Here is a 12,174-nt window from a genome sequence, read left to right as displayed (position 1 = left end):
AAAAACGTTGTTTTTCCCTGGTCATCATAAGCGGTGACTAATTGCCGGATCCCCCGGTCAAGTCCCACAATGTGTTGCATATCAGTACGGGAACATTCTGAAAATTCTTTAGTGACCGCAATGTGCAAAAACCAATTGGTACCAGACTTAATTAACTTCGCGCCGCCAAATTCCCAAGTGCCATCCAGATATTGTTCAAAGCCAGTTTTTAACACAAAACGAGCTTTTACCCGACCTTGAAGTGTATTGATGGACAACTTTTCACCATCTGCGACGATAGACCAATCTCGATTACGGACTAAGTCAGCTTGCGGGCGTTTGAAACAGATCGGTTTCCAAAGCCAGTGTAGATCTCTGGGGACTATTAGATAAATTTCTTTGCCCTTTTTATCTTTCTTGCCGGTGGGATAAGCCATGGGTTTACGTCGCAATTGCGTCTGAAGCGTTTTATAACGGGCAACCGTCGTTTTGATCGCGGAAATAGCCAATTGTGATTTCAGCCCAAAGCGTTGCCGTAAGTCTGGATAAAGCTTTGTCTGAATTTTGTTAGTATTCAGCTCAAAATCATTGCTAAAGATGTACTCAGAAACATGATTACAGGCTAAGCGATATTGTTCACCGGTCTCCAGAAATTTAGCCGCATCGGTAGCGTTATCTAGTTTGAGTTTAGCTTTAACCGTTAGGCTTAACAGCATTTTTATCACCTACTTTTCTTATAGTTATTATAACTTATATAATAACTATAAGAAAAGAAATGTGCTCAAAATAGGCACATAGTTATAAATCAATTGAGTTCTTCAAACTCAATCGGAATTCCTCACGGGATTTCAATCCCGTGAGGAATTCCGATATTTTCGTGAACTTATTTCTTCTATTATAAATGAACCCTACTGTCAGCGATTGGCAACTGTCTGGGGTACATCTGCCCCCAGGACAGTTTTAAAGTGCTGTAAAGCCCACACATGGCCACTAGGATTGAAGGTGGCAACGCCAGCTTCTGGAATAATCAGGTGGTAGCCTAAATCATAGGCACCAATGGCCGTGTGTAAAATACAAATATCGGTGCAGACACCCACTAATTCGATGGTGGTGATGCCCCGGGCACGCAGGCGTAAATCTAAATCAGTTCCGGTAAAAGCATTATAACGGGTCTTATCTAAAAATAGCACGTGATCGTGGGTTTGGTTGGCCTTAAACCAAGCGCCGGTTTGGCCATACAGTTCGCGGCCCCAAGTATTGGCTAAATTATGGGGTGGGAATAATTTCGTCTCCGGATGGTAGGGGTCATTAGCCACATGCAGATCCGTGGGGAAGAAGACAAACTGACCTTGATCCAAATAAGTTTGGGCGCGCTGAGCAATAAAGGCATCAATGGCCTGGGCCGGCTGGCCGCTGGTTAAACTACCCTTATCAGCTACAAAGTCATTGGTATAATCAATGACCACTAATGCTGTATCTTTTGACATAACGCAGACCTCCATTTTTTAAGTCTTACTTTAGAATCAGATAGTCCAACTGTCAATGTTTTGGATTTCAAGTGAAAATTTAAGTCGATATGAAAAAAAGACTTGTTTTTATGAGCAAATTCAAGTATCATGTTAAAAGTGCTGATTTTAGGAAGACCAGTACGCCCCTTTTTAGAAAAGGGGTTGGCTAAGACGTGGAAGGTTGCGACACGCCCGGATACATTGCCACGGGCGCGCCGGGAATTTTCACAGAGCTAGTCTACTCATGATAATAGACGAAGGAGGTAACACTATGGCAAAGCAAAAAATTCGGATTCGTTTAAAGGCATATGAACACCGTATCTTAGATCAATCTGCGGATAAGATCGTTGAAACGGCACAAAGAACTGGGGCTCAAATCTCAGGTCCAATCCCATTGCCGACTGAAAGAACATTGTATACCGTGATCCGGGCACCACATAAATACAAAGATTCACGGGAACAATTCGAAATGCGTACACATAAACGCTTAATCGATATCATTAACCCAACACCTAAAACTGTTGATGCCTTGATGAAACTTGATTTACCAAGCGGCGTAGATATCGAAATTAAATTATAATTAAAAATACATTATACATGGAGGTGTACTCATGACCAGAAAAGGAATCTTAGGTAAAAAAGTAGGTATGACACAAGTATTCAGCGACAACGGGGAATTAATTCCAGTTACTGTCATTGAAGCCGAACCTAACATTGTCTTGCAACTCAAAACCCCTGAAACAGACGGCTACGAAGCAATTCAACTTGGCTTTGACGACAAACGCGAAATTTTGTCAAACAAACCTGCTAAAGGTCATGCAGCAAAAGCAAACACGACCCCTAAGCGCTTCATTAAAGAAATCAGAGATGTCGCACTAGGGGATTATAAAGTTGGCGACGAAGTTAAAGTCGACACCTTTGAAGTTGGAGATATCGTAGACGTTACAGGTATTTCCAAAGGTCATGGTTTCCAAGGTAACATTAAAAAGAATAACCAATCACGGGGTCCTGAAACCCACGGTTCTCGTTATCATCGTGTCGCAGGTTCAATGGGTGCGATCATTAACCGGGTATTCAAAGGCAAACCATTACCAGGTCGGATGGGTAACAACACCGTTACTATGCAAAATCTTGAAATTGTCAGTGTTAACACTGACAACAATGCTATCTTGATCAAAGGTAACGTACCTGGGTCTAAACACTCATTTGTTACGATCAAGAGCGCAATCAAAACACAGAAATAATTCAGGAAGGAGGCTAATTTATGACAAGCGTAACATTATTTAAACAAGACGGTTCTGAAAACGGCACAGTTGAATTAACAGATGCAATTTTCGGTATCGAACCTAACAACAACGTTGTAACAGATGCAATTTTGATGCAACGCGCTGGCAAACGTCAAGGGACTCATTCAACGAAAAACAGATCTGCTGTTTCCGGTGGTGGTCGTAAACCATGGCGTCAAAAGGGTACAGGTCGTGCCCGTCAAGGTTCCATTCGTTCACCACAATGGCGTGGCGGGGGTATTGTCTTTGGGCCAACACCAAGAGACTACAGCTACCGTTTACCCCGTAAAGTTCGTCGCTTAGCAATTAAGTCTGTATTGTCACAAAAAGTGATCGATGGCGACTTAGTTGTAGTTGATGACTTACAATTAGCAACACCAAAGACCAAAGATTTCACAGCTGTTTTAGGCAACTTGAAATTAGATGGCAAGTTATTGATTGCTTTAGAAGCAGGCAATGACAACGTTGCATTATCAGCTCGTAACATTGAAGGCGTTTCTGTCTTAGCAGCTGATCAATTGAACGTTTTAGACGTTGCTAACACTGATAAATTAGTTTTAACAAAGAAAGCATTAGACAAGATTGAGGAGGTGCTTGCATAATGACAGCTAGAGACATTATTAAGCGCCCCATCGTTACTGAAGCAACGATGAATGCGATGGACGACCACAAATACACATTTGATGTAGCTGTAGACGCCAACAAAGTTGCCGTACGCAAAGCAGTCGAAGAAATCTTCGGCGTTAAAGTTGCCAAGGTTAACATCATGAACGTTCATCCTAAGAAAAAACGTGTGGGTCGCTTCACAGGTTATACTGACAAGCGCCGGAAGGCAATTGTGACATTAACCGCTGATTCAGAACCAATCAAGATTTTCGAAGATTAATCATTTAGGAGGGACGTTCCGTGGGAATTATTAAATACAAACCAACCACAAACGGCCGTCGGAATATGACTGCGTCTGATTTCGCCGAAATCACTAAAAAGACCCCTGAAAAGTCTTTATTAGAATCACAAAGTCATACCGCTGGTCGTAATGCACACGGTCATATTACCGTTCGCCATCGTGGTGGTGGTCATAAGCAAAAGTATCGTATTATCGACTTCAAGCGTTTGAAAGATAACGTCAATGGTCACGTTAAAGCCATTGAATATGATCCAAACAGAACTGCAAACATTGCTTTGATCCATTATGAAGATGGGGTCAAAACCTACATTTTAGCACCTAAAGGCTTAAACGTTGGCGATGTCATCGTTTCTGGTCCAGATGCTGATATCAAGACTGGTAATGCTTTGCCATTAGCAAACATTCCAGTTGGTACTTTAATTCATAATATCGAATTGAAACCTGGTAAAGGTGGTCAATTAGTACGTTCTGCAGGGACTTCAGCACAATTGCTTGGTCGTGAAGGCAAGTACTCATTGGTTCGTTTAGGTTCAGGTGAAGTTCGAATGATCCTTTCCGCTAACCGCGCTACAATCGGTGAAGTTGGGAACGAACAACATGAATTGATTGCCATTGGTAAAGCCGGTCGTAAACGCTGGTTAGGCATTCGCCCAACTGTCCGTGGGTCTGTTATGAACCCTAACGATCACCCACACGGTGGTGGTGAAGGTAAAGCACCAATCGGTCGTCCTTCGCCATTATCACCATGGGGTAAGAAGACACTTGGTAAGAAGACACGTAACGGTAAAGCTAAATCTGAGAAGTTCATCGTTCGTCATCGTACGAAGTAATTTTTGTTTTAGTGAATACACATAAGGAGGTTTCATAATGGGTCGCAGCCTTAAAAAAGGACCATTCGCTGATGCACATCTTTTAAAGAAGATTGATGCCCAAGCAGATCAAGATAAAAAGACAGTAATCCGTACTTGGTCACGTCGTTCTACAATTTTCCCTAGTTTTATTGGTTATACTATCGCTGTTTATGATGGGAGAAAACACGTCCCAGTTTATATTCAAGAAGATATGGTAGGCCATAAATTAGGCGAATTTGTACCAACACGTACTTTCCGTGGTCACGGAACTGATGACAAGAAAACGGCAGCTAAGTAAGAAGGGAGATTTATCAAATGGCAGATCAAGTTCAAGTAACATCCGCTACAGCAACTGCTAAAACGGTCCGCATTGCCCCTCGTAAAGCTCGCCTTGTGATCGATACGATTCGTGGTAGAAGTGTTGCTGAAGCTTTAGCAATCTTGCAATTCACACCACGTGGTGCTTCACCAATCATCACAAAAGTTTTGAAATCAGCTGTTGCTAATGCAGAACATAACTATGATTTAGATGCAGAAAACCTGGTTATCACCAAAGCCTATGTTGACGAAGGCCCAACGTTAAAACGTTTCCGTCCTCGTGCAAAGGGTTCTGCTTCACCAATCAATAAACGCACAAGCCACATCACCGTGGTTGTTGCTGAAAAAGAAGACTAAGGAGGGAATAATTTGGGACAAAAGATTAATCCAATCGGCTTCCGTGTCGGTGTCATTCGCGACTGGGATGCTAAATGGTATGCAGAAAAAGATTTTGCAACTTTTCTTCATGAAGACTTGCGGATCCGTAAATACATCAACAAACGATTGATCGACGCTTCAGTTTCTCAAGTAGAAATCGAACGTGCTGCAAATCGTGTCAATATTTCTATCCACACCGCTAAACCTGGTATGGTCATTGGTAAAGGTGGATCTGAAGTTGAAAACTTACGTAAAGAGTTAAACAACTTAACTGGTCGTAAGGTACACATCAACATCATTGAAATCAAGAAACCTGACTTAGATGCTAAATTAGTCGGTGAAGGCGTTGCCCGTCAACTTGAAGCACGTGTGGCTTTCCGTCGTGCACAAAGACAAGCAATCCAAAGAACAATGCGTGCCGGTGCCAAAGGTATCAAAGTTCAAATCTCTGGTCGTGTCAACGGTGCTGATATTGCCCGTAAAGAATGGCATACAGAAGGTACCGTTCCATTGCACACATTGCGTGCTGATATTGATTATTCTTGGCAAGAAGCTATTACCACTTATGGTAAATTAGGTGTCAAGACTTGGATTTATCGGGGTGAAATTTTACCTGATAAGCCTGCTAACAACAATGCGGAAGGAGGCAAACGATAATGCTTGTACCAAAGCGTGTAAAATACCGTCGTGAATTCCGTGGTAAGATGCGTGGTGCTGCTAAAGGCGGTAAGAACGTTGATTTCGGTGAATATGGTTTGAAAGCTCTTGAATCACACTGGATCACTAACCGTCAAATTGAAGCTGCCCGTATTGCCATGACTAGATATACAAAACGTGGTGGTAAAATCTGGATTCGGATTTTCCCTCATAAATCCTACACTGCTAAAGGTGTTGGGGTACGTATGGGTTCTGGTAAAGGTGCACCTGCAGGATGGGTTGCCCCAGTTAAACGTGAAAAGATCATGTTTGAAATCGCTGGTGTTTCTGAAGAAACAGCCCGCGAAGCATTGCGCTTAGCTTCTAACAAATTGCCAATTCGGACAAAATTTGTTAAGCGCGAGGAAGTAGGTGGCGAATCAGATGAAGGCTAAAGATATTAAAGAATTAACCACTGACGAAATGCTTGCCAAAGAAAAAGAATATAAAGAAGAACTTTTTAATCTACATTTTCAACAAGCTACTGGTCAACTTGAAAATACAGCTCGACTAAAGGCGGTTCGTAAGAACATTGCCCGGATCAAGACTGTCTTAAAGCAACAAGAACTCAATAAGTAAAACCCAGAAAGGAGCGACACAATTTGAGCGAAACAAAACGTAACGAACGTAAAGTCTATCAAGGCCGCGTGGTTTCTGACAAAGCTGACAAGACTATTACTGTAATCGTTGAAACTACAAAAGCACATCCAACATATGGCAAACGTGTCCGTTATTCCAAGAAGTATTATGTTCAAGATGACAACAACGACGCTAAAATTGGCGATATTGTTAAAATCATGGAAACTCGGCCATTGTCCAAACTCAAACGCTTCCGTTTACTGGAAATTGTTGAGAAATCTGTAACGTTGTAATTCTTATAAATGAAGGGAGGCTGTTCAAGTGATTCAACAAGAAAGTCGTTTGAAAGTTGCCGACAACTCCGGTGCCCGTGAAATTTTGACAATCAAAGTTTTAGGTGGTTCTAACCGTAAGTTCGCAGGTATTGGTGATACGATCGTTGCTACTGTTAAACAAGCAACACCAGGTGGCGTTGTCAAAAAAGGTGAAGTTGTTAAAGCCGTTATCGTTCGGACAAGATCTGGTGCCCGTCGTGCTGATGGTTCATACATTCGCTTTGATGAAAATGCAGCTGTTATCATTAACGCTGACAAGAGCCCACGGGGCACACGTATCTTCGGCCCAGTTGCACGTGAATTACGTGACAATGATTTCATGAAGATTGTCTCATTAGCTCCAGAAGTACTTTAATTCGTATAAGCCTTAACAGAGATATGGAGGTGTCAGGTGCATGTACATTAAGACCGGCGATAAAGTCCGCGTGATTAGCGGCAAAGACAAGGGTAAGGAAGGTACTGTAACACAAGTCCTACTTAAACAAGATCGCGTAGTTGTTGAAGGTGTTAACAAAATCAAAAAACATCAAAAACCAAGCAATGCCAACCCTAACGGTGGTATCGTGGACGTTGAAGCTGCAATTCACGTTTCCAACGTACAATTACTAGATCCTAAAGATAACAAACCAACGCGTGTTGGCTCTAAAATTGTGGATGGTAAAAAAGTCCGCGTTGCTAAGCGCTCTGGTGAACAGATCGACTAATCTCGAAAGGAGGACAATAGTTAGATGGAAAATCGTTTAAAAGCAAAATATCAAAAAGAAATTACACCTGCCATGATGGAAAAGTTCAACTATACTTCTGTTATGCAAACACCTAAGATCGAAAAGATCGTTTTGAACATGGGTGTTGGTGATGCCGTATCAAACTCCAAGAACTTGGATCGTGCGGTTGATGAATTAACTTTGATCGCTGGTCAAAAACCATTGATCACGAAAGCTAAAAAGTCCATTGCCGGCTTCCGTTTACGTGAAGGCATGCCAATCGGTGCGAAAGTTACCTTGCGTGGCACACGCATGTGGGACTTTTTAGACAAGTTGATCAATGTTTCCTTGCCAGGCGTTCGGGACTTCCATGGTGTTAGTCCAAAATCGTTTGATGGTCGTGGGAACTACACATTAGGGATCAAGGAACAATTAATCTTCCCTGAAATCGATTATGATCAAGTCGAACGTGTCCGTGGTTTGGATGTCGTTATCGTTACAACTGCTAATACTGACGAAGAAGGCTTAGAACTTCTTAGACAAGTCGGTATGCCATTTGCTAAATAAGGGGGGTTCATATTGGCTAAAAAATCTTTAATCGCAAAGAATAAGAGACCTGCTAAATTTTCAACTCAAGAATATACGCGTTGCGAACGTTGCGGCCGTCCCCATTCTGTTTATCGTAAGTTTAAATTATGCCGTATCTGCCTACGTGAGCTCGCTCATGAAGGTCAAATCCCTGGCATGAGAAAAGCCAGCTGGTAAAATTCCAATAAAGGAGGAAACGCAATATGTCTCTTACTGATCCGATTGCTGATTACTTAACTCGTATCCGTAACGCCAACATGGTTCGACATACTTCTTTAGATGTTCCATCATCTAAAGTCAAAGTTGCCATTTCAGATATTCTGAAACGTGAAGGCTTTATCCGCGATTACGAAGTAATTGAAGATAATAAACAAAACGTCATTCGTATTTTCTTGAAGTATGGTAAGGATAACGAACGCGTTATTACAGGTTTAAAACGTATTTCAAAACCAGGTTTGAGAAGCTACGTCAAAGCTGATGATGTGCCTAAGGTCTTAAACGGCTTAGGCATCGCAGTTATCTCTACTTCTACTGGTATTTTAACAGACAAAGAAGCCCGTCAAAAAGACGTCGGCGGCGAAGTCTTAGCTTATATTTGGTAATTAGAGGAGGTGCAACAACGTGAGTCGTATTGGTTATAAAGTTATCGAGGTCCCTGAAAACGTAACTGTAACAAACAACGGTTCAGACTACACCGTTAAAGGCCCTAAGGGTGCATTAACACGTCACTTTGAACCCGCTATTACAATTACACAAGAAGGCCAAGAAATTAAACTTGATCGTCCGGATGATTCTTATAAAGCATTACATGGTACAATGCGTTCCAACTTGCAAAATATGATCATCGGCGTGACTGAAGGTTATGAAAAGAAGTTAAAATTGATTGGTGTCGGGTACCGTGCGCAATTACAAGGTAAAAAACTTGTCTTAAACGTCGGCTACTCTCATCCAGTTGAAATGACAGCACCTGAAGGTGTTAAGATTGAAGTTCCTTCAAACACTGAAATTAACTTGAGCGGTATTAGTAAACAAGTAATCGGTGAATTTGCGGCAACAATTCGTGGCGTTCGACCACCAGAACCTTACAAAGGTAAAGGTATTCGTTACGTTGATGAATATGTTCGTCGTAAAGAAGGTAAAACAGGTAAGTAATGCAGCATAGCGCTGACTATAAATTTAGAGGTGAACATTTTGATTACTAAACCAGATAAGAATAAAACACGCCAAAAACGTCATATGCGTGTCCGTAACAAAATTTCTGGTACTGCAGAGCGCCCACGTTTGAACGTTTTCCGTTCTAACCAACACATCTACGCGCAATTAATTGATGACGTAGCGGGTGTGACGCTAGTCAGTGCCTCCACGTTAGATAAAGAACTCGATGCTAAAGGTACCAAAACTGAACAAGCCGTAGCTGTTGGTGCTTTGATCGCTAAGCGGGCTGAAGCAAAAGGTTTTAAAGACGTTGTCTTTGATCGGGGCGGCTATTTGTATCATGGTCGTGTTAAAGCTTTAGCAGATGCAGCAAGAGAAAATGGCTTAGAATTCTAATAAAAGGAGGTAACTGTTAAATGGCATCATTTATTGACCCAACACATTTAGATCTTGAAGATCGCGTTGTTTCTATTAACCGTGTAACCAAAGTTGTCAAAGGTGGCCGTCGCTTACGTTTTGCCGCAATTGTTATTGTCGGCGATAAAGCTGGTCATGTTGGCTTTGGTACTGGTAAAGCCCAGGAAGTTCCTGAAGCAATCCGTAAAGCAGCAGATGCAGCCAAGAAGAGCTTGATCGACGTGCCAATGGTTGGCACAACAATCCCTCATGAAGTTATTGGCCAATTCGGTGCAGGCCGTATTATGTTGAAACCTGCCGAAGCTGGTTCTGGTATTGCCGCTGGTGGTCCCGTACGTGCCGTCATGGAATTAGGTGGTGTTGCTGATGTAACAAGTAAATCACTTGGTCGCAATACACCAATCAATGTTATTCGCGCAACTATGGAAGCCTTAAAGGAATTAAAGACTGCTGCTGAGGTTGCAGCACTTCGTGGCGTTTCTGTCGAAAGTTTAGAAGGCTAGGAGGCTAAAACGGATGGCTCAATTAAAGATTACTTTAAGACGCAGTGTGGCTCATCGTATTCCCGAACAACGTAAAGTCGTTAAGGAATTAGGATTAGGTCGCGTTAGTAGTTCCGTCGTAAAACCTGATAATGCTGCTACACGTGGTGCAATTGTTAAAATTGCGCACTTAGTTAGTGTTGAAGTTGTTGAAGGTTAAACAATAGTCTATATCAAGGAGGTGTAACTGCATGAAATTACATGAATTAGAAATTAGTGAAGGTGCCCGTCACAGTCGCAAACGTGTTGGTCGCGGTACTTCTTCTGGTACTGGTAAAACAGCCGGCCGTGGTCAAAAAGGTTTGTTGGCTCGTTCTGGTGGTAAAACACGTCCCGGTTTTGAAGGTGGCCAAATGCCTTTATACAGACGTATGCCAAAACGCGGTTTCAAAAACATCAACCGCAAAGAATACGCAGTCATCAACATTCGTGATTTAAATAAATTCGATGCTGGTACTGAAATCACACCTGCATTCTTAAAAGAAAACGGCGTGATCAAAAATACTAAATCAGGAGTTAAATTACTAGCTAAGGGCGAATTGACAACTAAGTTAGATATCAAAGTTAATCAATTCTCTCAAGCTGCCAAAGAAGCAGTTGAAGCTGCCGGCGGTTCTATTGAGGTGATTTAATTGTTCAAAACGTTGAGAGATGCTTTCAAAGTAAAGGAAATTCGTTCTAAAATTCTCTTTACTTTGGGCATTTTAGTCATTTATGCCCTCGGGTCACAAGTCACTGTGCCAGGTGTAAATGCGAAAGCTTTGACATCGATTGGCCAAACTGGTTTAATTTCCTTTATGGATACAGTCAGTGGTGGTGGTTTAAGCAACTACTCCATTTTCTCCATGGGGGTGTCACCGTACATCACAGCTCAGATCGTCATTCAGTTATTGCAAATGGACATTGTCCCCAAGCTAACTGAATGGAGTAAGCAAGGTGAAGTCGGCCGGCGGAAATCAAATCAGGTTACCCGTTATCTGACGATTGTCTTAGCATTCATTCAATCCATTGGTATTACTGCTGGATTCAACGCTTTGAGTAGCATGGGCTTGGTTAAAAATCCCGGGACAGGTACGTTTGTTGTCATTGGGATCATCTTAACCGGTGGGACCATGTTATTAACTTGGATGGGTGAGCAAATCACCGATCGTGGTTTAGGTAATGGGATTACTATGATTATCTTTGCTGGTATCATTGCCCGCTTGCCTGCTGGCGTGCAGCAGTTATACAAAGATCAAGTTGTCAATGCCGGTGCTGGTAATCAGTGGAAGGGCTGGATTTTCCTAGCCGTATTACTTATCGCTGTGCTCGTGATCATCGCATTTGTAACTTACGTGCAACAAGCAAACCGTAAGATTCCGATTCGTTATACCCGGCGTGTTGTCGGTGGTGGTAGTGAATCATTTCTACCATTGAAAATCAATGTGGCTGGGGTTATCCCAGTAATCTTCGCCAGTTCTTTTATTGTAATGCCTTCAACGATTCTGTTGATTTTCCAACAAAATCACAGTGAAGATCATTGGTTCCAAGTTCTACAAAACGTCTTCAGCATGCAAACAACGACGGGTGCAATTTTATACACGGTGCTAATTATCCTGTTTACGTTCTTCTACGCTTTTGTGCAGGTCAATCCTGAAAAAGTATCTGAGAATTTACAAAAACAAGGCAGTTACATTCCTAGCGTTTGGCCAGGTAAAGCAACTGAAAAATACTTATCACAGATGTTGATGAAATTATCCACTGTCGGATCATTGTTCTTAGGTTTAGTTGCCCTGTTACCACAGTTGGCAACCAACCTTTGGGGTCTACCACAATCCATTGGGTTGGGGGGAACCAGTTTGTTGATCGTTGTGCAAGCAGCGATTGAAATGAACCGCCAATTAAGTGGTTTGTTGATGAAACGTGAATATGTAGGATTTATAAGAGACTGA

Annotated in this window: 24 protein-coding genes; 22 read left to right on the top strand and 2 right to left on the bottom strand. The window is 42.1% G+C overall.

All coding sequences use genetic code 11. The features are described from left to right. Positions 1–695 (bottom strand): nuclease/transposase family protein (locus FC83_RS17470; RefSeq protein ID WP_476692192.1); only part of this gene is annotated, 695 nt, incomplete at its 3' end. Between the two features lie 198 nt (positions 696–893). Further along, positions 894–1,466, bottom strand: a complete 573-nt coding sequence (locus tag FC83_RS12210; RefSeq protein ID WP_035452942.1) for a cysteine hydrolase family protein — start codon at positions 1,464–1,466, stop codon at positions 894–896. Positions 1,467–1,758: 292 nt separating this feature from the next. Between FC83_RS12210 and rpsJ the strand changes: the two genes are divergently transcribed. Genes rpsJ through secY form a run of 22 tightly spaced genes read left to right on the top strand, consistent with a single transcriptional unit; the run spans position 1,759 to position 12,174 of the window. Continuing rightward, positions 1,759–2,067, top strand: a complete 309-nt coding sequence (gene rpsJ, locus FC83_RS12205; RefSeq protein ID WP_035452943.1) for a 30S ribosomal protein S10 — start codon at positions 1,759–1,761, stop codon at positions 2,065–2,067. Positions 2,068–2,098: 31 nt separating this feature from the next. After that, complete coding sequence (rplC, locus tag FC83_RS12200) at positions 2,099–2,731, top strand: 50S ribosomal protein L3 (RefSeq protein ID WP_035452944.1); 633 nt, start codon at positions 2,099–2,101, stop codon at positions 2,729–2,731. Positions 2,732–2,751: 20 nt separating this feature from the next. Continuing rightward, positions 2,752–3,375, top strand: coding sequence for a 50S ribosomal protein L4 (rplD, locus tag FC83_RS12195; protein ID WP_035452945.1), 624 nt, complete (start codon positions 2,752–2,754; stop codon positions 3,373–3,375). After that, complete coding sequence (gene rplW, locus FC83_RS12190) at positions 3,375–3,659, top strand: 50S ribosomal protein L23 (RefSeq protein ID WP_035452947.1); 285 nt, start codon at positions 3,375–3,377, stop codon at positions 3,657–3,659. The genes rplD and rplW overlap by 1 nt, the downstream gene beginning before the upstream one ends. A 20-nt stretch (positions 3,660–3,679) precedes the next feature. Beyond that, entirely contained in the window at positions 3,680–4,510 is an 831-nt protein-coding gene (rplB, locus tag FC83_RS12185; protein WP_035452949.1) for a 50S ribosomal protein L2, read from the top strand. A 37-nt stretch (positions 4,511–4,547) separates the two neighbouring features. After that, positions 4,548–4,829 (top strand): 30S ribosomal protein S19, encoded by a 282-nt coding sequence (rpsS, locus tag FC83_RS12180; RefSeq protein WP_035452951.1) that lies wholly within the window; start codon positions 4,548–4,550, stop codon positions 4,827–4,829. Positions 4,830–4,846: 17 nt separating this feature from the next. Then, entirely contained in the window at positions 4,847–5,206 is a 360-nt protein-coding gene (rplV, locus tag FC83_RS12175; protein WP_035452953.1) for a 50S ribosomal protein L22, read from the top strand. 12 nt (positions 5,207–5,218) lie between these two features. Continuing rightward, positions 5,219–5,884 carry a 30S ribosomal protein S3 gene (gene rpsC, locus FC83_RS12170; protein WP_035452955.1) on the top strand — a complete coding sequence of 222 codons (666 nt, stop codon included), beginning with the start codon at positions 5,219–5,221 and terminating at the stop codon, positions 5,882–5,884. Continuing rightward, positions 5,884–6,318: a 50S ribosomal protein L16 gene (gene rplP / locus FC83_RS12165; protein WP_035452956.1), complete on the top strand. Its 435-nt coding sequence runs from the start codon at positions 5,884–5,886 to the stop codon at positions 6,316–6,318. The genes rpsC and rplP overlap by 1 nt, the downstream gene beginning before the upstream one ends. Beyond that, on the top strand, positions 6,308–6,502 hold the full coding sequence (gene rpmC, locus FC83_RS12160) for a 50S ribosomal protein L29 (protein ID WP_035452958.1): 195 nt from the start codon (positions 6,308–6,310) through the stop codon (positions 6,500–6,502). Before rplP ends, rpmC begins: the two co-directional genes overlap by 11 nt. Before the next feature lie 23 nt (positions 6,503–6,525). After that, the gene (gene rpsQ / locus FC83_RS12155) at positions 6,526–6,795 is read left to right on the top strand and encodes a 30S ribosomal protein S17 (RefSeq protein WP_035452960.1); all 270 of its coding nucleotides are present in this window, start codon (positions 6,526–6,528) and stop codon (positions 6,793–6,795) included. Between the two features lie 28 nt (positions 6,796–6,823). Further along, the gene (rplN, locus tag FC83_RS12150; RefSeq protein WP_035452961.1) at positions 6,824–7,192 is read left to right on the top strand and encodes a 50S ribosomal protein L14; all 369 of its coding nucleotides are present in this window, start codon (positions 6,824–6,826) and stop codon (positions 7,190–7,192) included. 40 nt (positions 7,193–7,232) lie between these two features. Continuing rightward, positions 7,233–7,541 (top strand): 50S ribosomal protein L24, encoded by a 309-nt coding sequence (gene rplX, locus FC83_RS12145; protein WP_035452963.1) that lies wholly within the window; start codon positions 7,233–7,235, stop codon positions 7,539–7,541. A 24-nt stretch (positions 7,542–7,565) separates the two neighbouring features. Continuing rightward, complete coding sequence (gene rplE / locus FC83_RS12140) at positions 7,566–8,108, top strand: 50S ribosomal protein L5 (protein ID WP_035452965.1); 543 nt, start codon at positions 7,566–7,568, stop codon at positions 8,106–8,108. A gap of 12 nt (positions 8,109–8,120) precedes the next feature. Continuing rightward, positions 8,121–8,306, top strand: coding sequence for a type Z 30S ribosomal protein S14 (locus FC83_RS16960; protein WP_081763082.1), 186 nt, complete (start codon positions 8,121–8,123; stop codon positions 8,304–8,306). A gap of 26 nt (positions 8,307–8,332) precedes the next feature. Next, the gene (rpsH, locus tag FC83_RS12135) at positions 8,333–8,731 is read left to right on the top strand and encodes a 30S ribosomal protein S8 (protein WP_035452967.1); all 399 of its coding nucleotides are present in this window, start codon (positions 8,333–8,335) and stop codon (positions 8,729–8,731) included. Between the two features lie 19 nt (positions 8,732–8,750). Further along, positions 8,751–9,281 carry a 50S ribosomal protein L6 gene (gene rplF, locus FC83_RS12130; protein ID WP_035452969.1) on the top strand — a complete coding sequence of 177 codons (531 nt, stop codon included), beginning with the start codon at positions 8,751–8,753 and terminating at the stop codon, positions 9,279–9,281. Between the two features lie 30 nt (positions 9,282–9,311). Next, positions 9,312–9,680 (top strand): 50S ribosomal protein L18, encoded by a 369-nt coding sequence (rplR, locus tag FC83_RS12125; protein WP_035452971.1) that lies wholly within the window; start codon positions 9,312–9,314, stop codon positions 9,678–9,680. Between the two features lie 20 nt (positions 9,681–9,700). Next, positions 9,701–10,204 carry a 30S ribosomal protein S5 gene (rpsE, locus tag FC83_RS12120; RefSeq protein WP_035452973.1) on the top strand — a complete coding sequence of 168 codons (504 nt, stop codon included), beginning with the start codon at positions 9,701–9,703 and terminating at the stop codon, positions 10,202–10,204. Between the two features lie 13 nt (positions 10,205–10,217). After that, positions 10,218–10,403 carry a 50S ribosomal protein L30 gene (gene rpmD, locus FC83_RS12115; RefSeq protein WP_035452975.1) on the top strand — a complete coding sequence of 62 codons (186 nt, stop codon included), beginning with the start codon at positions 10,218–10,220 and terminating at the stop codon, positions 10,401–10,403. Positions 10,404–10,434: 31 nt separating this feature from the next. After that, positions 10,435–10,875, top strand: coding sequence for a 50S ribosomal protein L15 (gene rplO / locus FC83_RS12110; RefSeq protein WP_035452977.1), 441 nt, complete (start codon positions 10,435–10,437; stop codon positions 10,873–10,875). Continuing rightward, entirely contained in the window at positions 10,876–12,174 is a 1,299-nt protein-coding gene (secY, locus tag FC83_RS12105) for a preprotein translocase subunit SecY (RefSeq protein WP_035452979.1), read from the top strand.

Source organism: Agrilactobacillus composti DSM 18527 = JCM 14202 (assembly GCF_001436375.1).
Lineage (GTDB): Bacteria > Bacillota > Bacilli > Lactobacillales > Lactobacillaceae > Agrilactobacillus > Agrilactobacillus composti.
This window is presented reverse-complemented; position numbering and strand designations above follow the sequence as displayed.